Source organism: Candidatus Woesearchaeota archaeon (genome assembly GCA_018675335.1).
Classification (GTDB): domain Archaea; phylum Nanobdellota; class Nanobdellia; order Woesearchaeales; family UBA11576; genus JABJCP01.
Genome location: JABGYH010000003.1, coordinates 21550 through 45491, shown reverse-complemented (window position 1 = coordinate 45491; position 23942 = coordinate 21550). Strand labels below are relative to the sequence as shown.

The following is a 23942-nucleotide window of genomic DNA, read 5'->3' as shown; positions in this document are numbered from 1 at the left end:
ATGAAGTTAAATATTTTTTTCATTATTCTTTTGATTATATTTGCATTTGTAGTAATTAAAGGAAGTAGTTTTAACCCTAGTTCTCTTGATGATATTGGGTATGTGCTTTCTAATAATTTAACTTTTTTTGAAGATCGGGTAGTTAATGTTTCAGGAGTGGTTGAAATTGTTAAATTTGAATCAGGAGAACATAATAAAAATTGGGTTTTATTAAAAAATAATAAATATAAAATATTTGTCAAAAAAGAAATTGTTCTTCAAGCATTTGAATTGGGTGAGTCATATACTGTTGCAGGTAATTTAAGATTTGATGTGGGTGAATATCCGTTTGAACCATACTTGGAAGCAGATGAATTAATTATTAAGAATTCTAATTTAAATTAATTATTATATATGTTATATGCTAAAATTTATAAATTTAATATCATTTTTTTTATAAATGGCACATAAAACATCAAAAAATTATATTAATTTACAAGAAAGGCTTGATATGTCTCCTCAAGGAGCTCCGGCATCTGATTCATTATTTAAAATTCTTGAAATTCTTTTTACAGAAAAAGAAGCAAAGCTTGTATCTGTTTTGCCTATAAATTTATTCCAAGCTAAAAAAGCTGCAAAAATTTGGAAAACAACAGAAGAGGAAGCAGTTAAAGTTTTAAATGGTTTGGCAGATAAAGGAATTTTATTTGATTTAAAGCGAGGTGAAGAAAATCATTATATTCTCGTGCCTACGATGGCAGGTTTTTTTGAGTTTTCGCTAATGCGTACTGATGGCAAGTTTGATAGAAAAATTTTATCTGAATTATTTCATCAATATATTAATGTTGAAGAAGATTTTTTAATAAGAGTTCTTGGAAGTAATCCTAATATTGCGCGTACATTAGTTCATGAGGATAAAATTCAAGAGAAAGATTTTTCTGAAGTTCTAGATTATGAAAAAGCGTCAAATGTTATTGATACTGCCTCATGCATTACTGTTGGTACTTGTTATTGTCGTCATAAAATGGAACACATGGGTAAAGCCTGTGACAAACCTCAAAATGTTTGTTTGACGTTTAATCATGCTGCGACTAGTTTATCAAAGCATGGTGTTGCAAAAGAAATTTCTAAAAAAGAAGCGCATAAAATTTTAGACAAATGTGTTAAATTAGGATTAGTTCAAATTGGGGATAATGTTCAAAATAAAGTTGGGTGGATTTGTAATTGTTGTGGTTGTTGTTGTGAAGCACTTCTAGCTTACAAACATCTCGGGTATAATATGAAGATTCATAGTAATTTTGTATCTGTAGTTAATGCACCTGATTGTATTGGTTGTGGTATTTGTGTAAAAAAATGTCCTGTCGATGCAATGAAAATGGACAAAAAGAAAAAAGTCGTAGTAATTGATGAAAAATCTTGCATTGGTTGTGGCGTTTGCACACGTTTTTGTCCTAAGACTTGTTTGAAAATGGATCGTCGTAAAGAATTAAATTTTACTCCTGTGGATAGTTTTGATCGTTTTGTTAGAACTGCGATGAATCAGGGAAGACTTCAGAATTTAATTTTTGATAATAGATCTTTATGGACTCATAATATGTTAAGAAGATTTTTAAAATTTATTTTTGAGTTAGGACCTGCAAAAAGAGCTATTGCAAATCACCAACTTCAATCTAGATTTATTGGTTTAATAACTAAACTCAAATATAATAAATAGAAAAAAATTTGAAAAGAATTATTTTCTTCCAGGAATTATTCTTCTGGGAGTGTATGGTGTATTTGCTGGTACTCCTTGATTATATTTTGGATCGAATTGTTGGCTTGGACGAGTGTATGTGTCTCGGGGCATTAATGTCGATCTTGAAGGTTGTTGTACTCTTCCAGGTATTCTTGAACTAGCTTGTGTTAAATATTTTGCAAATAGAATTGTTATTAAATCAACTGCGGTTACTTTTGTCATAATATCTTCTCCTAACTATGTTATTTTAAATCTCAAAACAGAATAAAAGCTGATGGTTAATTTAAAAGTTTTTCTATTGAGTAATTTGGATATTTTAGAAGTAGAATAAAATAGAAAAAATAATTTTACATTCGTCTTCCATCATATTGGCGAGGAACGCCTCTAGATTCATATTGATCTTTAGGCGTATATTGTTCTCTTGGTAATGTTCCAATCTGTACTGGTTTTGGAATCACTCCTGGAATTGGTTGTGCTACTTTGTGAAGATATTCTGTCGCTTTTGTAATTACGTAATCTTTTGCTGTTTTTAGCATATCTGTTAATGTCATTTTTATCCCTCCTTGAGATATATTTCTCATTATATGTTGGTAAGATAATTTCACTTAAGAATCTTTTAATGAGAATTTGCGCACTAACCGTAATTTTTTCCGGTTGTTTCTGCTGAAAGTATTTATTTGAGGTGAATTTATTTTGTTTTTAGGTTTTGAGAACAAAACATTTAAATATTTATTATTATATAAGTTCATATAAGATGGCTAATGGATTAATTCTGCATAACCCTCGTTTGGATACTGTAAAAATGGTTGAAGAAACAATTAAACAATATAGTCAAGAGTTTGGAAAATATCAGCTTTGGAAAAAATTACCTAAAAAAATGATGTATCAAACATATCAGGTGATTTTAGGTTATTTAGAAGACTCTGGGAAAATAATTGTAGACTCTGAAGGTATTGTTATTTGGGTATTTAATCCTGCTAGAATAAAAAATATGATTTCTCAAAACTTGAGAATAAGATGAAGGAAGTTTGTGTTAGTTTTATTTCTAAACAAGTTCAGAAAAAATTTCTAAGTTTGAGCTCTGGTAAGTATGAGGAGATAAAACTATTAAATCAGCTTAACAAAGCTTTTGATGTACTTAAAATAAATCATTTATCAGGTGTGAAAATTCCTAAAACTAATTGGCCTGATGCATATGTTATTAAGTATGAAGTAACTAATTTGTATAAAATTAATCTTCCTAATGCATTCAGATTAATATTTACAATTGAAACTGATGAAGATAATTTGTTTGTAATTATTCTTGATTGGTTTAATCATAAAGACTATTGTAAAAAGTTTAAATACTGTGTGAATTGAGAGTTTATATATAAATAAGCAAAAGCTTTTTAAATAGATCAATTTTTCATTACCTCATTAAAACAACCCCGTCTAGCTCAATTGGTAGAGCGCGCGGCTGTAGAAGTTGTCTGACGTGGTCATTAATTTTTATGACTAAGGATGAAAGGCAATCAGCCGTAACCGCGAGGTTCCTGGTTCAAGTCCGGGGACGGGGATACATCTTTATTGGCCTAAGCCCTAACCAGTTTGTTTATAAACAACTATTTCTTACGGTTTTTTTACCTCATTGGTTAATTGCTTTTTTAATTTCTTTTTTTAATGTGTGGATAATATTTTGCGTTTCTTTTTTATTTATTTCTGGTAAGTCTAAGTGTTTTATTAAATAATATAGTAAAAATGAAAAAAAAGCTAGTTCTTTGCATTTAACTTCGTTAATTTCTTTATTGAAAAATAATGTTGTTATGTATTTTGTTATTTCCTCTATGTCTTCTTTTTTAATTTGCAAACCTAGTTTTATAATTGCTAACGGGTTTTTCATTAGTAAATTTTTATTTTTATCTATTACTGAAGGTATATATAATTCTCCCAATTGTTTTTCTTGGCTAAGTAAATGTCCGAAGTTATTTTCTAAAACTTTTTCAAAACGAGTATTTATCTTTCGTTTTTTATCAAATTCCGTAACTGGTTCTGTGGTTAAGCCAAATACGAGCCCTTTTATATAGTCGGTTTGTATTAATTTAGGCATTAATTTTTTTTTATAGAAGCGGTCGGTTAATTTAATGAGTGTTTGAGCGTCTCTTTTTATTCCCCATAGTTTTTCTTGTTTAAAGACTAATTTTTTTTGTTCCAGGTCGTTAAGTAATTTGTGAACTGTTGTTCCTGGTATTTTTAATGAAGATGTTATTATGTTCGCAGGAGTTAAATATGGGTGTGAGAATGTTTTGAATAATTTTTTGAAGTCATTAAGTAGTTTTTTTTCATAATTAGTTTTAGTTTTTTTTTGAAATAAACTTTTTCTTTGTGCATTATTTAATTTTAGTTTTTCTTCACATTTTTGAAAATATTTATGTTTTTCTTCATTCCCGCAAATAAATAGTAGTATTTGTTCACTTTTATCTATTGGGGTATTTACCATAATAAATACTGTAACAAAACTTCTATATAAACTTTTCTTTTTTTTATACCTCTGGTATAAATGGTATAAGTCATAATTTATAGTTCAATAAATTCAATAACTGTATGGTAATTAAGCTAAAAAATAGGAAAATAGTCAATATGAATTATTCACTTCTAATTACGCTACCCAAAGTTTTCATCAATGCAAATGAACTTAAAAAACACGATGAGGTAGAATTACATTTAGAAGAAGTTGGTGAAAAAGTAAAACTCACAATTGAACCTGTTAAAAAAAAGGTGGTGTTTGATGGAGTTTGAAAACCGAATTTTTAAACAGTTGCCGCAAGAATTGCAAATGCTAAACAAATATTTAGAATTTAAACGAAAAAATGAAGAACGAACAAATGTGCAAAAAACTCAAGTATAAAACCTCATCAGCTGAGCCTGCTAAAATTTTATTTGGTTTATTGGTATCAGAAGATAGTTTCTTTTTAAAATTTCGAACTAATAAACACACATACACTATAGCTAAAAGATGTGTTATAAGTTTAGAACCTACAAACAGAATTTTTAAAGAGGACTTACAATGAGTTCTAGTTCTTCAGAAAAAAGTATGTGTGGGTTAAATAACTTAACTACTACTAGTAAAATACGCGAAGTAGTAGTAGTGTTAATAAAATACTTAGATACTAATTTTTCAAAACTAAAAAGTTTAGAATATTTATCTAAACTAGCAGGTCTTTGCAATATATTGGTTAAACCTTTAAATATTAAAGTTTTAGCGTGTTTGCAAGAACTACGCGTGTTAAGTGTCGCGCAGTTATTAGAATTTATTCATTCTGCTAAACATAGGTTTGATGTATCTCATTCGCTCCGCGTACTAAAAGACGCGGGGTTAGTTGAAGAAACAAATAAAAATTCTGAAGAGTTCAAAACTTATGCTAAATTTTCAAAAAAAATTAAGCCCAACCTTTCTATTCGAACTTTAAGTGGGTGGAGTTCAAAAATAAACTTACCTCGCGAAGAAATGTACTCACAATTATCTGAGTCTGAACAAATAAATATTCGAAATTTCAAAAAAAAATTTGAAAAATTCCAACAATTGAAAGAAAATAAATTAATTCAAGAAAAAAAATATAGAGAACAAATTGTTGGAACTTGCTGCATATGCAAGGAACACATTTTAACCCACCAAAATATGCGGGAGGAATATGGTCTTTTATCTCATTCTAGTTGCAAACCAGATACACAATATAATAAAAAATTAGTTGAAAGGTGTTTAACAAAATGAAAACGTCCGATGTTGTAAGTTGTTGGGAAAATTTTATCGAAAACAATTGTTTAGAAGCATTAGAGAACCAGATACGGTTAAAAAATTTTTGGATGAATATTAATTTTAATAAAATTATGAAATTTGAACCAGAATTTGCTAATTATATTTTAGATAATTTTCAAACAAGTTTGGAAATTGGCGAGCTAATAATTTTAAAAAAATATAATTTATTAGAATTTGAGGTTAGGTTAGTTAATTTGCCCAAAAGCTGTGAAATAAATATTTCAGAATTACGAAGTGAGAATTTAGATAAATTAATTGTTTTGGAAGGTATAATTAAACAGAAAAGTAATGTTCGCCCAAAATTAGTTGCGAGCAAAAAGGAATGTAGTCTTTGTAGGAATATTATAGTGTTTGAATATTTTGGTGAAAAATTGAAATTTTTTAAAAAATGTAGTTGCGGGAATAACGGTTTTTTACGTGAAATTAGTTCAAAATTAATAGATGAACAACTATTGTTATTGGAGGAAAGTTTGGAGACTTTCAAAGGTTTTGCTCCAAAACAAATAAAATTAATTTTGGAAAAAGACTTAACAAGTCACTTGCTTGATATGAATAGCCCTCCAGGAAGCAAAATAAAGGTTGTAGGTGAAGTTAGGAAAGTTCCTATTATTTCCAGAGATAGAGAGAAATTAGCGCATTTTGATACTTTAATTAAAGTAAATTCTTTTGAAATTTTAACTGAAAATTTTTTTGATGTCTTGAAACCTGAAGAACGTGAGCTTTTTATAAAAAAAAGTAAAGAATTAAATTTTGAAAAAAAACTTATTGAAAGTTTCGCACCAGGAATTTACGGCCACGAAAATGTGAAAAAAGCTTTAATGTTGTGTTTAGTTGGGGGAAGTAAAGATAAGTTTTCTAGGAATGACTTGAATTTGTTAGTTTCTGGAGAACCAGGCATTGGGAAAAGTTGTTTGGCTAAGTTTTTTAAAAAAATTAGCCCTAAATGTCGTATTGCAAGTGGTGAGTCAAGTTCGGGAGTTGGTTTAACTGCTACTGTATTGCGTGATGAGCTAACAGGTGGTTGGACTATCCAAGCAGGGTTGTTACCGTTATGCAATAATGGCCATGTAGTTTTAGACGAAATAGATAAATTGAGGCCAGAAGAATTGCAGAGTTTGCAAAGTGCACTTGCGTCACAAGAAATTCACATATCGAAGGCAACTGTTTCAGGAACGTTACCGTGTAAAGTGGGTGTTTTTGCTATTTGCAACCCTAAAGAAGGATATTTTGATAAAGATAATTCTTTATTTGAACAGCTCAACATAAATTCAACGCTGTTAGATAGGTTTGACTTAATTTTCTTTTTGAAAGATATTCCAAGTTCTAATGATAAAAAAATTGCTGAAACAATTATTTCTAGAGAAAAAAGTACGCCTTGTTTTGATGAACTTTTTTTAAAAAAATATTTGTTGTTTTGCACTTCACATAAAATTAAATGGACTGATGAACTTAATGAATTTTCAAAAAAATTATATCAAAAAATTAGAAATGCGAGTTATCAAAAAAGTAATTTGAGAGCGAACCCAAGAACGTTTGAGTCTTTACGGCGTTTGAGCACAGCTAATGCAAAGCTCAGGTTAGCAGAATTTGTTTCTAAAGATGATGTTATGACTGCATTTTATTTATTGAACTCTTGTTTTAATTTCATTGACGAAGCAAATTCTAACAACATTGTTGAAGAGGAAGAGGTTCTATGATGGGGGACAAAAGTTTAGCTGAGTGTTACGCTTGCGGAGACTTACCTTGCTATTACGAATTTGATGGTGTGGCTTTCTGTTCAATACGTTGTATGAATAACTATTTGAGGGGTGTAAAGAAATGAATGAGTATGAAGAATTGGAGTTGTTACTTGGACAAGGTTGGGTGCAAAGCGCAATATCTAGGTGTGGCGTTTCAAAACAGAATTTTATTTTAACTGCTGTTAAAAACCACGCGCTAAATGTTTTAGAGAGTGGGAAATAGCAGAAGTAATGCTGGTGAAAACGGGTTTAACCCCCCATCAACGGACATTATAAATTACTTATCTGTGCTGTTTGCGTTTAACGTAACGAAAGAAAGTATTAATGAGTCGGTTAAAATGGGTGAAAACGGGTGGGTTTCGGCGTTATAATTATACTAATGTACGAGTGGAGATATTTTTTATAAAAAGAATGTGAGTTGATGATGAAACGAATTGTTATTATGGATGTGCAAACGGAACAGGAGTTTGAAGTATGGTGAAAGAAAATGAATGTAGCAATATATGCGAGAGTAAGCACTGAAGAACAAACACTTGAACAACAAATAGAACCTTTAGTTAATAGATGTAAGGCTAAGGGTTGGGCGTACTCAGTATATAGTGAAAAAATTTCAGGAACAAAAACTAATAGGCAACAACTAGATGTGTTAATGCAAGCAGTTAGAGCTGGAGAATATAATGCAATTATGGTTTACAAATTGGATAGGCTTGGCAGAAGTTTAAAGCATTTAATACAATTGGTTGAGGAGTTCAATAAGAAAGGAGTGCAGTTCATTTGCTTAAGTCCTGAAGTAGATACTCGCACAGCGCAAGGAATGTTCTTTATTCAAATTATTGGTGCAGTTGCAGAATTGGAACGTGAATTAATTAGTGAACGTATAATTACTAAGCTACAACATTTGAAAGCTAAGGGGAAAATATTGGGTAGGCCTAAAGGTAGTAAGGATAAAAAAGTAAGAAGGAAGTCAGGTTATTGGTTGCGTTGGAATAATGAAAAAAAGAAGAAAAAAGAACTGGTTAAAGAATGATAACAACTGATACCATATTATTAACTGTTACGTTTGCAGGTAGTTCTGTGATGTTTGCGTGGTTCTTTTTTGTTAGGGAGAAAGGTTGGAAGGAATTGTTTAAGCGCCACACGCAAGAACCTATTAAGTATTCTGTACCTTTTAGTAAACCTAAAGTAATGGAGAGTATGTTAAAAGAACTTCCTTGTTTGAGTATTGCAGAAAAGAAAGTTATTATCCAACAATGTTTTGGTAGGCCTGTAAGAATAATAGAAGCATTAGATAAAGATGGCCAAAGCTGGTTAGAAACAATTACATTTTATGATGCGCCATCTGATGGTGAGTTTAATATGTTATTTGATAAAACAAAAAAGAATTACGTAGGTTAATAATTTTATATTTTATATAAATTTTATTTATTTGTTATTTTTTAAATACATATCTTAAAAATTTAATTAAATATTTTTTTTTCAATTCTAGCTTTCCAAACTAAGTGTCCGATAATAGTTATAATTAAACCCACAAAAATTGAATTAAAAATTGGAACATATTTTATTTCTTTTATTATACTTATAATAAAGCTTGAAGGTATTTTTGAAAGTATTGTTGAACCTATCAAAAAAGAAATACTCTGAACAAAAACCCAAAAAGCAAACCGTCTATTAACAATAAAACGTTGGTCAAAAACAAAAATTTGCATTAATTTACTTACGACTTCAATTATTAAACCAGATAATAAAACAATAACTAATATGCTTTTTAGTTTAAAAAATTCCAGCGAGAATATTGCAATATAAATTCCAACTGAAAATGTAGCAAACCAAATAAAAAAGTTTTTTATTGAGTTTTTGTTTATTTTTTTAGCTAACTTATGTTTGTGATGAGAATGTGTTTTATTAGATGAATTATGTTTATTTGATAAGTTATTACTAAGTTTATCAAAAAGACTAGAGTCAAAGTGTTTATTTCCTTTCCAATTAATAATTATTGTAGTGAGAGGTATTCCTATAACTAAAACTAAAAAAACCCACATTACGCCAATATTAGGCGAGTTTAGGCCTTGTATTAAAAAATTTAATTCAGTCATCATAACAAAAATTGACATAATTGCCATCCAAACCCAGTTAATAGCTCCTAATTTGAATGAGTCTTTCCAATTAGTTCCTATTATGTATTTGAATAATATTGCTAAAGGAATAATAGTAATTGGGGCTGCAAGCACTCTTGGAAAAAAAAATGCGAATACGCTAAATAAAAAAAAAGATATGAACACGTAGAATAATAAACTTTTTCTAGCCATTTTATACCCCATTATAACTTTCGTTTTTCATTTTTTAAGAACATTAAGAAGTCTTTCCATAAATTTTCGGTTTAGAGTGTCATATGTTGCTAGGTTATCAGGATAAAGTTCAACTAATTTTATACCTTCTTCCTCATATAATTTCCTTTTATGGTTACAAGCTTTTTTATATTCAAAATTTGAATTAAATAAACCCCAATATTCAACATACACATCATATTCAGGCAAATAAAAGTCTGGTTTTAATTTTTGAGAACCTATTTTTAATGGTTTTTCATAAATGTACTTTATTTTTTTAATTTTAAAAAACCCTGCAATAAACGCTTCTTTCTTTGACTTAAAATTGTAAGTTTTATTTGAAATTTGAATATAATATTTCTGTTTAATATTGTTTATTAACCAACTTAATGAACATATGATGAACACTACACTTAATTGTTTTCTGCTTAAATACATTTCAGGCGAAATTAATATCATAATTCCAAACAAAACAAATAGAACAGGAGCTATAATTTTAAATTCACACCACTGTTTAATATAAATTAAGTCCAATTTATACTTAGTTATGGAGTTGTGTTATTTAAAGTTTTTGAGTAAACAAACAGGTGTTTGTTTAATAGGTAAAAATAGGGGGGGTATTCACCAGTTTATTTATAAAAGCTAGCGAAGCCTAATTATTTACGGGAGGTTTATTTACTTTTTTTGAATAACTCGAACAAGTCTCGTTCTTTACTATCTCCCATTACTTCAACCCATTTCTTCATTAACATTTCAGTAGCTTCTTTGACTTTTTGCTGTTCAGTTAATGCAACTTGCACATCTCTCGGTCTTCCGCAATTGCTACAATATTTAATTTTGGGTTGGATATAATATCCACAACTACATTTTTTTGACTTCTCAACTTCTTCTTCAGATGTCAAACCTTTTTGTAGTCTTATAGCGTCATTAACAGGTTTATTATTTAGGTGGGAGTATGTTGCTATCTGTTTGCTTCCTATTACCCAACCCATTTTTTTACACGTTATTGAGTCAGTATATTTTGAGATGTCTAAGCTAGTTCTGCTATGTCTGAACCAATGAGCATTACACTTTTTATTTATTCCTGCGCGCTTGAAAATTTTTTGTAAAATTTTTCTAACTGCTGGATAGCTCATATGGTCTGGAACTCCATTTGTAGTTTTTTTTAAACTGTACCAGAATAATGCGCGAGGGTCTTCTTTGTTGATGTGAAAGTCTAAATATCTTCTTAAATAAGGTACGCAGTCAACAAATAAGAATGGACCTCGTTCGCCAGTTTTACCATCTGGAATGAAAATGCTTGCAGTCCCATCAGAATTGAAAACAATATTTTTTATTCTTATGCGTAATAGTTCTCCAACCCGCATTCCGCTTTCGTGTAATAAAGAAAATAATGCTCTTTCTCTGTTGTTGCTGCAACCGTTTTCAAGAATTTGAGAAACATCGTCATCATTAATGACTTCTGAAGGGTCTATTTTTGGTTTTTTGTAGGAAGAACTCACATCTTTTTTAAAAAATTTGTAAATTCTTATTACTTCTGTTCTTTGTTGTATGTCACTAGTTATCAGTCTGTTGTCATAGTCTTCATACCAATTAAAGAATTGTTTTAAGTAACGCCTATGTATTGCTTTTGAGGCTTCAGATAGTTCCAAACTATTAATTTGTGCGATGGTTGCTCTCCAGTCAAATATGTTTGCTTCTAAAAATGACTGTTGTAACATTTGGTCAATAAGAATTAAAGTTCTCCAACGCTTAGCTATTGTATACTTTATGTTGCCTATGCTTAACAAATGGTTTCCAAAGTCAAATAATAATTTTTTGTTGGTTTCATTACATTTGTTTTCTATTTCTTTGCGTTTGGCTTCAAATTCTTTTTTCCTTTGTGGATAAAGGTCTATTTCTTGTTCGGTTTTCATTTTGTTTTCTAAACCTATAAAAGAATTAGATGTTTAAATACTTAAACTGGCTTACACCATTTATAAAAAAAGTGTAAAAAATGGTGCGGGCTTAGAACGATAGTTATCGTGTCCGGGGACGGGGATACATCTTCATTTCAAGTCCGGTTTTATTATTGGATTTTTTTCTGTTTTTTTTATGGCTTATTATTAACTACTTGTTTGTAGTGTTTAAACGTAAAATTTATAAATGGTGATTCAACAAATAGTGTATGGCTCAAGAATTAGCTGATTTGGTTGAAGACATTATTGGAACTAATATGCAGTTTTATGGTGGTGGTTCTGTAACTCCACTTACTGCTGAAAAAAAAGCTAGTGCATTTAAAAAACCTCGAGATGCAGATTTTAAAAAAGAAATTTATGATTCTTTACAAGTTGTTTTAGATTGCATAAGAACTGAGGGTGGAATTTCTAGATCTACTTATGAAGCTAATCGTTTTGCTATTAATTCTGTTGTGCGTATTGTTTCGGATCTTTATATTTCTTCTACTGCTGGCGGCAGTCATTCTTGTTATGGTTGGGATCGTGAAAGTAGGAATGCTGCTGAAGCACAAGCAACTAAATTTTCTGACGGTAATTATGGTGAAACTGTAACTGGAAGTCATGTTAATATTTTTGATACTTGGAAAGATAAATCTAAATTTGAGGGAACTCTTTTCCATTTAGATTATCAAGATCATATGTTGCAGTCAATGCGAATTCTACATCAAGGTCATAGAAACTCACTTTATGTGAGAACTGTGAGCGAAGATGATTCAATTAAAGGAATTGTATCTTTTGTTGAAACGTATGATCCTGATCCTGAATTACCTTGGACTTTAACTTTATCCAAAGAAGACTATCTTGCAAAAATTAGTGAGTTTAATTCTAAGGCTAAAGGAAAAGCTGAAATTGTTTTATTGGGTGAAGAAGGATCTAAATTTCCAGTTGTAAAACTTTATGATTCTCCTGAGAATATTAGGGATGCTTTTTTTGCACATGATTTAAGTATTGATTTTAAATCTAATGAATGTCCTTGGGGATTATCAATTGTGCCTGATGATTGGGAACTAAAAACTGGTTGTAGGCTTTATGTTAGTGATGCGATGGAAGATCCGAATTATTATCCTCATCTTGCGATTGAAGGATTTGAATTTGAAGGTAATACTATTATCATGCCTCACGAACGTGTAGGTGCAGAAGTATCTTTTGTTAAGCATTATGTTGCAAACTTGCCTAATTCTGATTAAATTTTTTATAACTAATTTCTTTGCGGGGATCTGTGCTGTGCTTGTTAGTGAGGGATTATATTTATAAATATTCAACGAATTCTATTCTTTTATGATAATATTGTGCTCGCAAGACATAGAAGTGTTTGATACTTTGAAAGATGTTAATAGAGTTGCATTTATAGGTAATGCGAAAGATATGTATGAAGATAAATCTGGTTTAGAGAAATGGCGTGATTTTTTTCGTTCTAGGGGAAAAGAATTAGATGATGTTGATCTTCGTGATTTTAATGCGGAAAGTATTTTGGAAAAATTGACTCAATATGATTTGATGTATTTTGCGGGAGGTAATGCATTTGTATTATTGGAAGCAATAAAAGAGTCTGGGTTGGATGCTGTATTGGGTAAAATATTGGCTGCGGGAGTTATTTATTTGGGTCAAAGTGCGGGATCGGTAGTTATGGGAAAAAGTATTTATTATTTGACTGAAATGGATGATCCTTCATTTGCAAAAAAATTAACTGATTATTCTGGACTTGGGTATGTTGATTGTGTTATTGTTCCTCATGCAGATAATCCTAAGTATGCTGGAGCTGTAGAAGCTATAAGAAGAATGCATTCTGGTAAAGTAAACTTAAAATTCTTAGATGAAAAAGAGTATATTGTGATTGAGTGATATTTTTGATTTCATTACTTTAATCTCTTTTTCTTTATTTTATTATGAAACAATTTCGTTTACAAAGTTTTAAATACTTTTATATGATTACTATTTTTATTAAATTTAAAAATGAATCCGAAAATTTTGAAAAGAAACCTGGATTTTTTAGTTCTAATTAGTGTTACTACAACTACAACAACTGTTGCATAATTGTGCTCAGTTCAACCGAATTTCTATTTGCACAAAAATGTTAACTTTTTTTGTTTGAGCCTGGTAAGCTTATAGGCAGATTAATGTGATGTTTTTGTTGAAATAAAAGTTGAATTCTAAATTGATGACTACGCTCAAAATAAGTTGAGTTAGTGTTAACTTTGCAATGGAGTAGTTTAACGAATATGGAGATTGAATAAAATGAATAAAAAAAATAATCAAAAGAGAAGTCCGCCTGATCTTATTGGTATGGATTTTTCACAACAACAAATGGAAGGTGCAGTAAAAAACAAAAATGCACTTGTTTTAGGATTACAGTATGGACATGGTTGCGAATTAGCTTGTATAATGTGCTATGCTGCAGAAGGAAAAGAAATTTTGCAAATGGTTGGGAGTGATAATCCAAAACCGTTATCGCTTGATGATTATGCGAGAATGTTTGGGCAAGCAAAAGATATTGGAATTGATGCAGTGCATATTTCGGGTGAAGGAGATCCGCTCATAAATCTTGATGAGTTTTTTGATCTTCTTTCGCTTGCAAGAGAACATGATCTTTTACCTGTAGTTTATTCTCATTGTGCAAAAGTTGATAGGGATATTGCAAAAAGACTTGATGAATTTGGAGCATCAGTAATAGGAAAACTTCATAGTTTAAATCCTAAAATTAATGAGTTTCTTGTTGGAAATTCTGATGTTTACAACTACGTACAAGTTGGTGGTGGGTGGATTCCCGAAAATATGCTTTTTTTAATGGAACGAGGTCTTGGCGAACAAAATAGACTTGGTGCGAATTGCATCGTTATGAGTGCAAATTATTCTGAAGCAGAAAATGTTTGGGAATTTATGCGAAGTCAAAGTATTATTCCTATGATGGAATTTATGGTTTTGTCTGGAAATGCTAAAGACTACTATAAAATGGATGTGGGTGCAGCAGATAGAGTAAAATTGCATAGGCGAATATATGAGTTAGATCAAAGTATGGGCTTAGAATATGACTTTTCATTAGGTCCATTTCTAGGTCATAGAAAATGTGATAGTCGACCAATAATTTTATTGGATTTATTTGGGAATGCCCGACTTTGTGTTTCTTCGTATGAAGAATTTGGTAATTTCAGAGATCAGGAATTAGGAGAATTGGTTGAAAGTCATTATCGACTCGAAGAAAGTCTTGGTAGGAATTATGGGAATGAGGGCGTGTTTTGTGAATGTGCCAAATATTGTAAAGACAAAATTAGATGCCAAGAAAAATAATTTTTTTTTCTTTTTTTGTTAAGAAAGTAGTTTTTGTTGTATTTCTTTTACTTGATCAATTTTTTTTGATTTTCCATGAAACCATAAATCCAATCCATCATTTTCAAATCTTGGAATGACGTGGAAATGTAGGTGAAAAATACTCTGTTGAGCATCTTTTCCAGATGCGTTTAAAATATTAACTCCTGTTGCTCCAAGTTTGTCTTTGCACAACATTGCCATTTTTTTACAAACTTGATTGATTCTACCTAACACTTCATCAGGAGTTACAAATACATTTTCAAAATGTTTTTTAGGAATAACTAATAAGTGTCCATTGGCAGTGGGATTAATATCTAAAAAAACTTTAACTAAGTTATCTTCAAATACTTGAAAACATGGCATTTCATTATTTGCTATTTTACAATAAATGCATTCAGTCATATGATTGATTAAATTTTAATTAATATATAAATTTAGCTGAGATTGGGGATTATTTATATGTCTCACGCGGACCTGTCCAATGTCCAATGAGATAATTATTTATAGTTTGTAATTATCTAGTTAGTTAATAGTAGAAGGTGATAATATGGTTAATAAAGAATTAATGTCTGAATTTGAAACTGAGTTTGAAAAAATCAAACAAGAATTAAAGTTTAAGTCTTCACTTGCAGAGCTTGATAATATTTTCTTTTTGAAAGATTTTATTCATTCTTCAAAGTTCGTTAGTGATTCATTATCTCGCCAAGTTTGTGGGAGAATTTGTGAAACTCTTAATGGTTGGTCTGGTTATTTGCATGGGTTAGTAATGCCAGTTCCTCATTCTATGTTTAGTGTTACTGAAAATAAAATGATTAATGAATCTGATAATAAAGCAATCTTGCTTGCTATGAAAAAGATTATGGAGTTTTCATCTAGAAATTCTTTTATTGGACTTTCAAAAGATAAAAAAGCTGAAGCAGAATTCGTTGACGAAACTGTTAAGTTTTGGAACACCGAGCTTAAAGGTTTGCTAATAAAAACTATGGGTGAAGTTAATGCTGGTTGGAAAAAAGAAATTGAAACCCATGATGACCAAAAGAATTAATTTTTTAGTATTTTTAGGGTCATAGAGAATAGTTCTTCTTTATGATCACTAAATTTATGATTTGCACCTTTTATAGTTTGTGCATTTATTTTATCTTTGAAATGTGCGTATGGTCCGGAACCTGCAAGAATTATTTTTTCATCTTTTATTTTTGAAACAATATCTAAAGTTAAAAATTCTTGGTATAGTTCATTTGAGATGGGGTGATTTCTAAGAAAGTATCCTTCAGTTTTCTTTTCAATTTTTGATGCGAGCCATTTAAGATCTAAACTTGGATCCCACATAACTATTTTTTCGGCTCCTTTTGAAAGAAAAACTGCAGGTCCTCCAAGACTTTTTGCTATGATGTAAACCTGTTTGTATTTTTCACAGTATGTTATCACTTCATCAATTTTTTCAGATACTTTGTGTAAACTGTCATATTTTATTGGGAATCTAACAACTGAAAAATCATTTTTTACAAAAAAATCACGAGCATCTTCTGTGGATTGTATCTTTCCACCTATTCCTGGAACAATTATTATTACTTTTTCAGATATGTTATCTTCAACTATGTCCATTCAGTTTAATATTGAGTTTAGTCTTATAATAGTTTTGGTTAATTTTTTAGGCATAGGTTTATAAATTCGCAGTTAATTTGGGGGAGTATGGATAATTTTAAACACAATTCTGGAAAACCTAGGGGAAGAGGTTCAAGTAGATCTTCCGAAAGAGGATCCTATCGCGATAACGATAGACAGTCTGGATCATTTAATAGAAGAGACTCTGGCAGAGATAGATTTGATAGAAGAGATTCTGGTAGAGATAGATTTGATAGAAGAGACAGACCTGAAATGACAACTGTTACTTGTGATGCATGTAGTAAAACATGTGAAGTACCATTTAAACCCTCTTCTGATAAACCAGTTTATTGTAGTGATTGTTTTAGAAAAGACTCTAGAGGCGGCGATTCAGGTTCTAAATCTAAAGATTACAGTGAAGAACTAGCTGAGATCAATAAAAAACTTGATTTCATCATAGAATCTATGGATGTCGAGTAATTTTTTATTTTATTTTCTTTCTATTTTTCTTTTTATAATATCTTTTCTTTAGTAAATGATAATATTCATATTTCCAGATTAGTTGTGGGTAAAACGTACAATCTCAGTCAGAATTACTGTTGCAGCGATTAATAATGAAAATGCGGATAAAATAATTAAGTCGAGTTTAGAATGTGTTCTTGTTTCAATTGGGAATAGTTCAATGAGTCTTTTTGATTTATCAAAATATAAAAACCAAGCTAAATGAATTAATACTAAGGTGATTCCTATTAGAATTAGTTGTGATATGTTAGTTAAAAGGTCTAAAAAAATTAACATCAAAATAATTAATGATAATATACTCCAAAACTTACACAAAAAAATAGAGTTGTTTCTTTTTTTTAAAATAATTGTAAGTATGTAAACACAAAATCCTATATATGATAAAATAAATAAATTGAGAACTATTATAAAAAGATGTAAAGATAAATTTAGTCCTGAAGATTTAAAAATTCCTGGAAACAATGTATATAAATCAAATAAACCTGCAAAAATATTAATAAATAAAATTATGATAAATAAACCAAATGTGCCTCCAAAAACCCTATATTTCGTTGGTTTTATGTTGGCGCCACTCCTATCAAAATTAGTATTGGTTTCGTTTTTCATTTTTTCTTTTTGTGCTTATTTTTTTCCACTTTTTTGTATTGACTTATTGCCCACATTATAAAACCTAAGAAAACCAGTAATGTGGAAATTTGACCTAATGTATAAAAGTCCATTTCATACCTAGTTATAAATTAGTTTTATTTAAATTTTATGAAAAGAAAATTAAAATATTTAAAAACAAAATAACTCCCCTTATTTACATTATGCGCCCATGAAGGATATAACTATCAAAGCAAGATAAAATACTATTATAAGTAATGATAGTGCTCCAAAACATAGTCCAATTATTGCTAATGCTTTTCCTTTTAATTGATTATTGTGTTTGATGTGTTGTAAAGAAATTATTCCTAAGGGCAATCCTAATAATGGAAAAAAGAATACTGATAAGAACGCACCAATTGCAAAGTAATCATAATGTGAAGTTCCTATGACTGCACCTTCACTAGGTGGGGGTTGACCCATTTTTAATTCTTCTTCACTGTGTGAATTAACAAATTTAAATACTTCTGATATGGATTCTTCACTTCTGCCATATTTAATTAAGTATGATTTAATGTTTTCGTCTGAGAATTTTTCTTTTCTTTTTTCTAAAACCCATTGAACTAAATTTTGATCTACCATTTTATTTCTTACTCTCAGGACCTTCAACATAAAGCACATTGCTTTTAGCATTCATTTGTATTTTCTTGCTTGCTTTGAACTTAACTATTGTTGGTTTAAAGGTTATATCTCCTACAACGTGTAGTGTTGATTTTACTTCGTATTTGATGATTCTTTCTTCGTAAGCGTCCATTTGTTCTAGTTTGTATTCAAGTATTGTTCCTTCGCGGGAATGCGGGTATGTTTTTGTTGGGTGCATGGTTCCGGAGTGACTTGGTTTTAGAACTTTTAGCATTTTTGGTACTCGTTCAATTATTCGTACATTTTTTAGAGGTTTTGAGCTTCTATTTTTTACGTGTACAATTATTTTTGCATGACTTAATGCTCCGTGTTCTCGCTTTAAGTGTTTGATGCTTTTTTTAATTATAACTGAGCTTCTAAATGCGTAAAATAGTAATAATGCAAGTATTATCAAAATTACTAGCCAGTATAATATTCGATAGCTTGTAACTATTTTTAATTCAACTGTTTCTTTTGGTTCAAGATTGACTGTCCATGTGAAGTATTGTTTTTCGCCTTCACTTAGTACGTCTGCTTCTGGATTAGTATTTGAAAATAATTTTTCAAGAGAAGTTGTTTCTATTCGAATAATTTGTTCTTTTGCAACATTTCCTTCATTGGTTAGTGTTATGTCTCGAACAGTTTTTGCGTGTGTTTTTGTTAAATCAATTGTTTTTGTTAATGGTGGAACATAGCCAATTACTTCAAAAGTTTTACTATCTGTAAAGACTGTTTTATTTTTGTAAATAACTTGTACGTTTATTGTGTCACTAAATGGTTTTGTGTCTTTGTCAAATGTTAGTGCGAACTTGGATTTTTTTTCTTCGTTTGATCCTAATTCAAGAATTGATTTTTCATTTAAATATCCGGTTAACACAACCTCTATATTTTGTAAAACTAATTTATTATTATTTTTGACAACTACTTCTACTGAGTATTGGTTTCTTGGATCAATTCTTGCAGGCACTTTAAATGTTGCTTGCATGTCTGCGATTGGAACTGATATTTCTTCTATTACTGGGATCCCAACGCCAACTCTTAGTACTGTGCTCATTAGGACTTGTTCTTGGTCACTTTCTACTTCGAGTTTTATTGCGTGTGTTCCGCTGTCAATATTTGGTGATGGTTTTAGATACATCAAAATATTTTCTGTTTCTCCTGCTAAAACTTTTTTTCCTGAGAAATAATCTGTTAGTGGGACTGTTTGAAAACTCCATTTTAAATCTTCAAGGGGCTGAATTTTAAATGTGTCATCAAAGTCTTGTACGTTTTGTATGCTAATATTAAATATTGCAAAGTCGCCTTTGTTAATTGTATTCTTAACTGGTTCTGCAGTCATGTAGAATGCTGGTGTTTTTACTTCTATTGCACTTCCGATAGCCGATAATATTATTATTGCCATTAAAAATGCGAGAATTCCGATTAGTTTTTTGCCCCTTTTCATCTTATCCCTCAATTTTTATAAAATATTGCTCCCAATACTTTTTAATATAGTATATAATGTAAGGTTGTTAATATTTATAAAGGTTTTGTAAATAATTTTATTAATAATTTTACTCAAGTGCTTGTTTTAATGCGTAGTTTGCATGTATTTGAGTTGTATCAAATATTATGATTGAAGAATTCACATCATCTTGTTTAATTAAAGAAGGAATTTCTGTGCACCCTAAAACTATTCCTTGAGCACCTAATTTTACTAAATTGTTAATTATTCTTAAATATTCTTTTTTTGAGTCTTCGCGTATTTCACCTAAACATAATTCATTATATATTACATCATGAATAATTTGTCTGTCTGAGTCAGTTGGTATTACAACATCAATTCCATGTTTTTCTTTTAAGCGATCTTTGTAGAATGCTTGTTCCATAGTAAATTTTGTTCCAAGTAATCCTACTTTGGTAATTTTTTTATTTTTGATTGAATCTGCTGTTGCATCCGCAATGTGTATTAGTGGTATTTTTATTGCAGTTTCTACTTGGTCGGCTAACTTATGCATGGTGTTTGTGCAAATTAAAACAAAGTCTGCTCCTGCGTTTTCTAATTTTTGTGCTGAGTTAATCATTGTTTTTTCAAGTGTTTTCCAGTCTTCTACTGATTGCATTTTAGCAATTTCTTCAAAATTTAATGAGTGTAGAATAATTTTTGCAGAATTTAGTCCGCCTAATTTTTCTTTTACTCCGCAATTTAGTAATTTATAATATTCTTGAGTTGATTCCCAACTCATTCCACCTATTAGTCCTATTGTTTTTATTTGCAACACCTCTTTCCAATAACTATTTTTCTTAATTCAGAATTTAAATCATTTAATGTTGCAAAACTTTTCTCTGTTGGTGCTTCTGAGTCATTTTTTAAGAATTCTTCAATATAGGAGTCCATTTCTTTAATATTTGCAACTTTGTCTTTTTCTTTTCCTTCTTTTTTAAGTTCAATTATTTTTTTTAATTTTTCAATTACGATATCAGGTATTATTTCTTTCATTCCAGCTAATGCATCTAAAAACTTTATTGGTGGAATTGATTCATGAACTACTACCCATTTTGCATTGATCAAACCTCGATATGCATAAAGGTATTTTTTGTGTGTTACAAAAGTTCCTGTTTTTAAATATTTGATATAATTATTTTTACAAAGTGATTTGTAATGAAAATAAAGTGATTTTTTACTAAAGCAATTTTTAGCAAACTCCTTAAACCTCTCATTTTGTGACCCATAATAAACAATATCGCTCATTAACCATTCAATTGTGGTGGGGTTTGACGAACTTAGCATTTTTGTGTATTTGAATATATCAAATCCGCTCATGTCAATTAAAGATCCTTCAACTGGACATTTTTCAAACTTTGAATCAAACGCTGCTTGAATTACATCTCCTGGCTTATTAATTTGTACATATTCATCAACGGGTCGAACAAATACGAATCGAACATCATAATCGCTATCTTTGCTACTCATTCCCCAAACTCGACTTCCGTTTTCTATTGCAAATAATATTTTTACGTTTTGTTCTTTTTCAATGCGCGCGCATAATTTTTTTATTTCTTCTTTCATACTATTCGACTCACATGTTCATTTTTTTCAATTCGAATTACTTTGTTAACAAAACTTTCTATTTTTGATTCGTGTGATACAATTATTACTTGTTCCGTATTTAATTGGTCTAATACGTCTCGAACGCGATCGAGTTGTTCTGTTGAAAATCCATCTGTTGGCTCATCTAAAACTAGTAAGTCTTTTGTTTTTATATTACTTACTACATCATTGATCACTTTGTTTAGTGCAAGTCGATACGCGAGCGCAACGGAAGTTTTTTCTCCTCCGCTTAAATAATCTAGTTCTAGTTCGTGACCATTTTGTAATATGTTTGGACTAAATTCATCATCAAGTGATGCTGTAATTGTTTCATCTTCTATTAGTAGATCAAACCAGGTTGTAAATAATTCTTTAAATTCGTGATATACTTTCATCATAACTTGTTTTTCCATGGTCTCCATAAGTTTGATAAACATTTCATCAAGCCATCTTATTTCATTTTCGCATTTTGTTATTCGTCGTTTTGATTCTTCTTTTGTTATGACTTCGGTTTTGAGTTCTGTTTGTGTTCGCTCCCAACTTTCTTTTTCTTTTTCTATTCCTTGTTTTTTTACTTCGATTTTTTTCTCTTCTTCAAGTAGTCTTTCAAAGTCTATTTTTTTAAGGGAGTATTCTTGTTGTAGTCCATCAAAGCTTTTGTATTTTTGTTGTAATTCTTCTAATTTTTTATTTAACCCTAAAACTTTTTCTTGTGTTTCTTCTAAAAAAGTAATGTGTTCTCCGAGTCTTCGTATTTTTTCGGTTTTTCTTTGACTAACAGTTTCTATTTCTGTGAGTTTGATTTTTGTTTCATTTAATATTTTTATTTTTTCTTTGTGATTAATTATTTCTTTTCGAATCTCTTCAATTTTTGAGGCGTCAAGTTCACTGATTTTTGTTAGTATTTCTTTTCGTTGAGTTTCAGTTTCTTCAAGTAATATTATTAGATTGTTAATTTCGATTTTGAGTTCGGATTCATTTTTTATTTCACCACTAATCTCAGAAATTTTTATTTCAATTGCTCGTACTTCTTCGAGTTTTTTGCGTTGGCAATCAACCAGGTTCATAATCTCTGTTTTTTGAGTTTCAAGTTGTTTTATTTCTCCAATACACTCGGCGATTTTAGAATTTTCTCGTTCATTTATTTTTTGTTTGTGTTCATTACTTACGGTTTGTTCGCAGGTGGGGCAAGAATCAATTTGTGATATTTTTTCTTTTAGTTTTTGACTTTGCATATTCATAATTTCAAATCCATTGATTTTTTTACTTAGTTCTAATATGTCAAAATCTATTTTGTGTATTGTATCGTGGATTAGTTGTTTGTCTTTTACTCGCTCGATGAGTTCTGAGTATTCATTTTTTTTAGAAATCATTATTTGTTCTTTTTCTTGTTTTTTGATTTTTTCTTCTTTTAAATTTAGAATTCTCATGTCTATTTGTTTTTCTCGCTCTTTAATTAATGCATTTTCTCTAAGTAATGTTTTTTCCAGATTTTCATTAGTAAGTATTTTTTGTTCTATTGATGTTATGTCAGAAGATATAGTTTCTATGGTTTCAACACTTAAATTTTCTTCGAGTTCTGCAAGTTTTATTTTTATTGTTGTTATTTCGGTTTTGAGTTGTTCTATTTCTTTTTCTTCTTTTTCTATTTGATTATTTTTTTCATCAACTACACTAGTTAAAATTTCTATTTTTTGTTTGATATCTTGGCTAAGCTTGATTTTATCATCCAAGCCTTTCATTAGATTTCTTTTTTGTATGAGTTCTTCTTTAACTGAAATGAGTATTGGTCGAATTTTATTTTCTTGTTCAATGAGTTCTGAAATAAATCCTGCAGATTCTTCGAGTTTTTTCTTTTTCTCTTCCAAATCATATATTTGGCCTACAAGTTCTTTTTTCTTATCTTTTGTATTTTTAATAATTATTTGTACATTTTCTCTTATTTTTTTGTATTTATCAATTCCAAAAACAAGTCTTAATGTATTAAGCCTTAGTTCTTTATCTTCTAAAACTATTTGTTTCATTTGATCTTGAGGTGTGTATACTGTATATCTAAAGATTAGACCTTTACTTTTTGTTAGAAGTTCATGAGGGTATCCTAATAATTCCAAAACTCTTGCTCGCAGTTCAGTTGTAGTTCCTTCAGTTTTGACTCCATCTATAATTAAGTAGCCTGTATCTTGTACTACGCTGTTATTTTGTTTTTTTAATCTGCGTTTTATTATGATCTCTTTTTTATCTAATAAAAAACATAATTCTACATGTCCTGCATTTGTTCCCTTTCTTAATAGTGCATTTGAACTTAAGAGTCCTCGCATGGCACCAAATAATCCGAACTCAAGCGCACTTAATATTGATGATTTCCCAGAACCTATGTCTCCGCTTAGTAGTGTGCTTCCTTTTTCGAATTCTATTTTTGCTTCAGTAAAACTTCTTATGTTTTGAAGTTGTATCCATTTAAGAATCATTGATTTTTTCAATGAATTGAGTTATTTATAGTTTTTGTTTTGGGAATTTTTAATAATTTTTAATTAATTTTTCTTTAATTTAATTCATTTTTAAACTTTAAAAAGAGTTTTTAAATGATTTTTATTTTCAGTGTCACA

29 protein-coding genes and 1 tRNA gene are annotated in these 23942 nt (G+C 29.8%); 16 read left to right on the top strand and 14 right to left on the bottom strand.

Going from position 1 to position 23942, the window contains the following annotated elements; genetic code table 11:
* Window positions 1-384: a hypothetical protein gene (locus tag HN587_01830; GenBank protein MBT7902572.1), complete on the top strand. Its 384-nt coding sequence runs from the start codon at window positions 1-3 to the stop codon at window positions 382-384.
* Between the two features lie 55 nt (window positions 385-439).
* Window positions 440-1693, top strand: coding sequence for a 4Fe-4S dicluster domain-containing protein (locus HN587_01825; GenBank protein ID MBT7902571.1), 1254 nt, complete (start codon window positions 440-442; stop codon window positions 1691-1693).
* A gap of 18 nt (window positions 1694-1711) precedes the next feature.
* Here the strand turns inward: HN587_01825 and HN587_01820 are convergent, their stop codons facing one another.
* Both HN587_01820 and HN587_01815 read right to left on the bottom strand, forming a co-directional pair.
* A complete protein-coding gene (locus HN587_01820; GenBank protein ID MBT7902570.1) occupies window positions 1712-1936 on the bottom strand; it encodes a hypothetical protein in 225 nt (74 codons plus the stop codon).
* 125 nt (window positions 1937-2061) lie between these two features.
* Complete coding sequence (locus tag HN587_01815; GenBank protein MBT7902569.1) at window positions 2062-2265, bottom strand: hypothetical protein; 204 nt, start codon at window positions 2263-2265, stop codon at window positions 2062-2064.
* Between the two features lie 203 nt (window positions 2266-2468).
* On the opposite strand from HN587_01815, the gene HN587_01810 reads away from it, so the two are divergent.
* The 3 genes from HN587_01810 to HN587_01800 all read left to right on the top strand — a co-directional run bounded on the left by HN587_01810 (window position 2469) and on the right by HN587_01800 (window position 3270).
* The gene (locus tag HN587_01810; protein MBT7902568.1) at window positions 2469-2735 is read left to right on the top strand and encodes a hypothetical protein; all 267 of its coding nucleotides are present in this window, start codon (window positions 2469-2471) and stop codon (window positions 2733-2735) included.
* Entirely contained in the window at window positions 2732-3073 is a 342-nt protein-coding gene (locus tag HN587_01805; protein ID MBT7902567.1) for a hypothetical protein, read from the top strand. The genes HN587_01810 and HN587_01805 overlap by 4 nt, the downstream gene beginning before the upstream one ends.
* Before the next feature lie 66 nt (window positions 3074-3139).
* Window positions 3140-3270, top strand: a tRNA-Tyr gene (locus HN587_01800).
* 68 nt (window positions 3271-3338) lie between these two features.
* Here the strand turns inward: HN587_01800 and HN587_01795 are convergent.
* Window positions 3339-4190: a hypothetical protein gene (locus tag HN587_01795; protein ID MBT7902566.1), complete on the bottom strand. Its 852-nt coding sequence runs from the start codon at window positions 4188-4190 to the stop codon at window positions 3339-3341.
* Between the two features lie 140 nt (window positions 4191-4330).
* On the opposite strand from HN587_01795, the gene HN587_01790 reads away from it, so the two are divergent.
* The 6 genes from HN587_01790 (at window position 4331) to HN587_01765 (ending at window position 8641) form a co-directional block, all read left to right on the top strand.
* Window positions 4331-4489, top strand: a complete 159-nt coding sequence (locus HN587_01790; protein ID MBT7902565.1) for an AbrB/MazE/SpoVT family DNA-binding domain-containing protein — start codon at window positions 4331-4333, stop codon at window positions 4487-4489.
* Between the two features lie 268 nt (window positions 4490-4757).
* Complete coding sequence (locus HN587_01785; GenBank protein MBT7902564.1) at window positions 4758-5462, top strand: hypothetical protein; 705 nt, start codon at window positions 4758-4760, stop codon at window positions 5460-5462.
* The gene (locus tag HN587_01780) at window positions 5459-7204 is read left to right on the top strand and encodes a minichromosome maintenance protein MCM (protein MBT7902563.1); all 1746 of its coding nucleotides are present in this window, start codon (window positions 5459-5461) and stop codon (window positions 7202-7204) included. Before HN587_01785 ends, HN587_01780 begins: the two co-directional genes overlap by 4 nt.
* A 121-nt stretch (window positions 7205-7325) precedes the next feature.
* Window positions 7326-7469, top strand: a complete 144-nt coding sequence (locus tag HN587_01775) for a hypothetical protein (GenBank protein MBT7902562.1) — start codon at window positions 7326-7328, stop codon at window positions 7467-7469.
* A gap of 264 nt (window positions 7470-7733) precedes the next feature.
* Window positions 7734-8273: a recombinase family protein gene (locus HN587_01770; protein MBT7902561.1), complete on the top strand. Its 540-nt coding sequence runs from the start codon at window positions 7734-7736 to the stop codon at window positions 8271-8273.
* A complete protein-coding gene (locus HN587_01765; GenBank protein ID MBT7902560.1) occupies window positions 8270-8641 on the top strand; it encodes a hypothetical protein in 372 nt (123 codons plus the stop codon). Before HN587_01770 ends, HN587_01765 begins: the two co-directional genes overlap by 4 nt.
* A 62-nt stretch (window positions 8642-8703) precedes the next feature.
* On the opposite strand, the gene HN587_01760 is transcribed toward HN587_01765, so the two are convergent.
* The 3 genes from HN587_01760 to HN587_01750 form a co-directional block, all read right to left on the bottom strand.
* The gene (locus HN587_01760) at window positions 8704-9552 is read right to left on the bottom strand and encodes a hypothetical protein (protein MBT7902559.1); all 849 of its coding nucleotides are present in this window, start codon (window positions 9550-9552) and stop codon (window positions 8704-8706) included.
* Between the two features lie 27 nt (window positions 9553-9579).
* On the bottom strand, window positions 9580-10104 hold the full coding sequence (locus HN587_01755) for a hypothetical protein (protein ID MBT7902558.1): 525 nt from the start codon (window positions 10102-10104) through the stop codon (window positions 9580-9582).
* 137 nt (window positions 10105-10241) lie between these two features.
* A complete protein-coding gene (locus tag HN587_01750; protein MBT7902557.1) occupies window positions 10242-11486 on the bottom strand; it encodes a tyrosine-type recombinase/integrase in 1245 nt (414 codons plus the stop codon).
* A gap of 251 nt (window positions 11487-11737) precedes the next feature.
* On the opposite strand from HN587_01750, the gene HN587_01745 reads away from it, so the two are divergent.
* The 3 genes from HN587_01745 (at window position 11738) to HN587_01735 (ending at window position 14852) form a co-directional block, all read left to right on the top strand.
* Window positions 11738-12754: a hypothetical protein gene (locus tag HN587_01745; GenBank protein MBT7902556.1), complete on the top strand. Its 1017-nt coding sequence runs from the start codon at window positions 11738-11740 to the stop codon at window positions 12752-12754.
* A 91-nt stretch (window positions 12755-12845) separates the two neighbouring features.
* Window positions 12846-13409 carry a type 1 glutamine amidotransferase-like domain-containing protein gene (locus tag HN587_01740; GenBank protein MBT7902555.1) on the top strand — a complete coding sequence of 188 codons (564 nt, stop codon included), beginning with the start codon at window positions 12846-12848 and terminating at the stop codon, window positions 13407-13409.
* Between the two features lie 393 nt (window positions 13410-13802).
* The gene (locus HN587_01735; GenBank protein ID MBT7902554.1) at window positions 13803-14852 is read left to right on the top strand and encodes a radical SAM protein; all 1050 of its coding nucleotides are present in this window, start codon (window positions 13803-13805) and stop codon (window positions 14850-14852) included.
* An 18-nt stretch (window positions 14853-14870) separates the two neighbouring features.
* Here HN587_01735 and HN587_01730 read toward each other — a convergent pair whose 3' ends face one another.
* A complete protein-coding gene (locus tag HN587_01730) occupies window positions 14871-15275 on the bottom strand; it encodes an HIT family protein (protein ID MBT7902553.1) in 405 nt (134 codons plus the stop codon).
* Window positions 15276-15420: 145 nt separating this feature from the next.
* On the opposite strand from HN587_01730, the gene HN587_01725 reads away from it, so the two are divergent.
* Window positions 15421-15918 carry a hypothetical protein gene (locus HN587_01725; GenBank protein MBT7902552.1) on the top strand — a complete coding sequence of 166 codons (498 nt, stop codon included), beginning with the start codon at window positions 15421-15423 and terminating at the stop codon, window positions 15916-15918.
* Here HN587_01725 and HN587_01720 read toward each other — a convergent pair.
* Window positions 15915-16478, bottom strand: a complete 564-nt coding sequence (locus tag HN587_01720; protein MBT7902551.1) for a hypothetical protein — start codon at window positions 16476-16478, stop codon at window positions 15915-15917. The two genes, HN587_01725 and HN587_01720, sit on opposite strands and share 4 nt — an antisense overlap.
* An 87-nt stretch (window positions 16479-16565) precedes the next feature.
* Here HN587_01720 and HN587_01715 point away from each other — a divergent pair, with 87 nt between their 5' ends.
* On the top strand, window positions 16566-16958 hold the full coding sequence (locus HN587_01715; GenBank protein ID MBT7902550.1) for a hypothetical protein: 393 nt from the start codon (window positions 16566-16568) through the stop codon (window positions 16956-16958).
* A 78-nt stretch (window positions 16959-17036) separates the two neighbouring features.
* Here the strand turns inward: HN587_01715 and HN587_01710 are convergent, their stop codons facing one another.
* The 6 genes from HN587_01710 to HN587_01685 all read right to left on the bottom strand — a co-directional run bounded on the left by HN587_01710 (window position 17037) and on the right by HN587_01685 (window position 23804).
* Entirely contained in the window at window positions 17037-17276 is a 240-nt protein-coding gene (locus tag HN587_01710) for a hypothetical protein (GenBank protein ID MBT7902549.1), read from the bottom strand.
* A 531-nt stretch (window positions 17277-17807) separates the two neighbouring features.
* On the bottom strand, window positions 17808-18227 hold the full coding sequence (locus HN587_01705) for a DUF4190 domain-containing protein (protein MBT7902548.1): 420 nt from the start codon (window positions 18225-18227) through the stop codon (window positions 17808-17810).
* A gap of 1 nt (window position 18228) precedes the next feature.
* On the bottom strand, window positions 18229-19710 hold the full coding sequence (locus tag HN587_01700) for a hypothetical protein (protein ID MBT7902547.1): 1482 nt from the start codon (window positions 19708-19710) through the stop codon (window positions 18229-18231).
* 109 nt (window positions 19711-19819) lie between these two features.
* Complete coding sequence (locus tag HN587_01695) at window positions 19820-20518, bottom strand: aspartate/glutamate racemase family protein (GenBank protein ID MBT7902546.1); 699 nt, start codon at window positions 20516-20518, stop codon at window positions 19820-19822.
* Complete coding sequence (locus HN587_01690; GenBank protein ID MBT7902545.1) at window positions 20515-21315, bottom strand: hypothetical protein; 801 nt, start codon at window positions 21313-21315, stop codon at window positions 20515-20517. Before HN587_01690 ends, HN587_01695 begins: the two co-directional genes overlap by 4 nt.
* Window positions 21312-23804, bottom strand: a complete 2493-nt coding sequence (locus tag HN587_01685) for an SMC family ATPase (GenBank protein MBT7902544.1) — start codon at window positions 23802-23804, stop codon at window positions 21312-21314. The genes HN587_01690 and HN587_01685 overlap by 4 nt, the downstream gene beginning before the upstream one ends.
* Window positions 23805-23942 lie beyond the last annotated feature (138 nt).

Excerpts from the sequence above, each read along its gene's own strand:
- HN587_01830 (MBT7902572.1), top strand. The coding sequence starts at position 1 with ATGAAGTTAAATATTTTTTTCATTATTCTTTTGATTATATTTGCATTT.
- HN587_01825 (MBT7902571.1), top strand. The coding sequence starts at position 440 with ATGGCACATAAAACATCAAAAAATTATATTAATTTACAAGAAAGGCTT.
- HN587_01820 (MBT7902570.1), bottom strand. The coding sequence starts at position 1,936 with ATGACAAAAGTAACCGCAGTTGATTTAATAACAATTCTATTTGCAAAA.
- HN587_01815 (MBT7902569.1), bottom strand. The coding sequence starts at position 2,265 with ATGACATTAACAGATATGCTAAAAACAGCAAAAGATTACGTAATTACA.
- HN587_01810 (MBT7902568.1), top strand. The coding sequence starts at position 2,469 with ATGGCTAATGGATTAATTCTGCATAACCCTCGTTTGGATACTGTAAAA.
- HN587_01805 (MBT7902567.1), top strand. The coding sequence starts at position 2,732 with ATGAAGGAAGTTTGTGTTAGTTTTATTTCTAAACAAGTTCAGAAAAAA.
- HN587_01795 (MBT7902566.1), bottom strand. The coding sequence starts at position 4,190 with ATGGTAAATACCCCAATAGATAAAAGTGAACAAATACTACTATTTATT.
- HN587_01790 (MBT7902565.1), top strand. The coding sequence starts at position 4,331 with ATGAATTATTCACTTCTAATTACGCTACCCAAAGTTTTCATCAATGCA.
- HN587_01785 (MBT7902564.1), top strand. The coding sequence starts at position 4,758 with ATGAGTTCTAGTTCTTCAGAAAAAAGTATGTGTGGGTTAAATAACTTA.
- HN587_01780 (MBT7902563.1), top strand. The coding sequence starts at position 5,459 with ATGAAAACGTCCGATGTTGTAAGTTGTTGGGAAAATTTTATCGAAAAC.
- HN587_01775 (MBT7902562.1), top strand. The coding sequence starts at position 7,326 with ATGAATGAGTATGAAGAATTGGAGTTGTTACTTGGACAAGGTTGGGTG.
- HN587_01770 (MBT7902561.1), top strand. The coding sequence starts at position 7,734 with ATGAATGTAGCAATATATGCGAGAGTAAGCACTGAAGAACAAACACTT.
- HN587_01765 (MBT7902560.1), top strand. The coding sequence starts at position 8,270 with ATGATAACAACTGATACCATATTATTAACTGTTACGTTTGCAGGTAGT.
- HN587_01760 (MBT7902559.1), bottom strand. The coding sequence starts at position 9,552 with ATGGCTAGAAAAAGTTTATTATTCTACGTGTTCATATCTTTTTTTTTA.
- HN587_01750 (MBT7902557.1), bottom strand. The coding sequence starts at position 11,486 with ATGAAAACCGAACAAGAAATAGACCTTTATCCACAAAGGAAAAAAGAA.
- HN587_01745 (MBT7902556.1), top strand. The coding sequence starts at position 11,738 with ATGGCTCAAGAATTAGCTGATTTGGTTGAAGACATTATTGGAACTAAT.
- HN587_01740 (MBT7902555.1), top strand. The coding sequence starts at position 12,846 with ATGATAATATTGTGCTCGCAAGACATAGAAGTGTTTGATACTTTGAAA.
- HN587_01735 (MBT7902554.1), top strand. The coding sequence starts at position 13,803 with ATGAATAAAAAAAATAATCAAAAGAGAAGTCCGCCTGATCTTATTGGT.
- HN587_01730 (MBT7902553.1), bottom strand. The coding sequence starts at position 15,275 with ATGACTGAATGCATTTATTGTAAAATAGCAAATAATGAAATGCCATGT.
- HN587_01725 (MBT7902552.1), top strand. The coding sequence starts at position 15,421 with ATGGTTAATAAAGAATTAATGTCTGAATTTGAAACTGAGTTTGAAAAA.
- HN587_01720 (MBT7902551.1), bottom strand. The coding sequence starts at position 16,478 with ATGGACATAGTTGAAGATAACATATCTGAAAAAGTAATAATAATTGTT.
- HN587_01715 (MBT7902550.1), top strand. The coding sequence starts at position 16,566 with ATGGATAATTTTAAACACAATTCTGGAAAACCTAGGGGAAGAGGTTCA.
- HN587_01710 (MBT7902549.1), bottom strand. The coding sequence starts at position 17,276 with ATGTTAATTTTTTTAGACCTTTTAACTAACATATCACAACTAATTCTA.
- HN587_01705 (MBT7902548.1), bottom strand. The coding sequence starts at position 18,227 with ATGGTAGATCAAAATTTAGTTCAATGGGTTTTAGAAAAAAGAAAAGAA.
- HN587_01700 (MBT7902547.1), bottom strand. The coding sequence starts at position 19,710 with ATGAAAAGGGGCAAAAAACTAATCGGAATTCTCGCATTTTTAATGGCA.
- HN587_01690 (MBT7902545.1), bottom strand. The coding sequence starts at position 21,315 with ATGAAAGAAGAAATAAAAAAATTATGCGCGCGCATTGAAAAAGAACAA.
- HN587_01685 (MBT7902544.1), bottom strand. The coding sequence starts at position 23,804 with ATGATTCTTAAATGGATACAACTTCAAAACATAAGAAGTTTTACTGAA.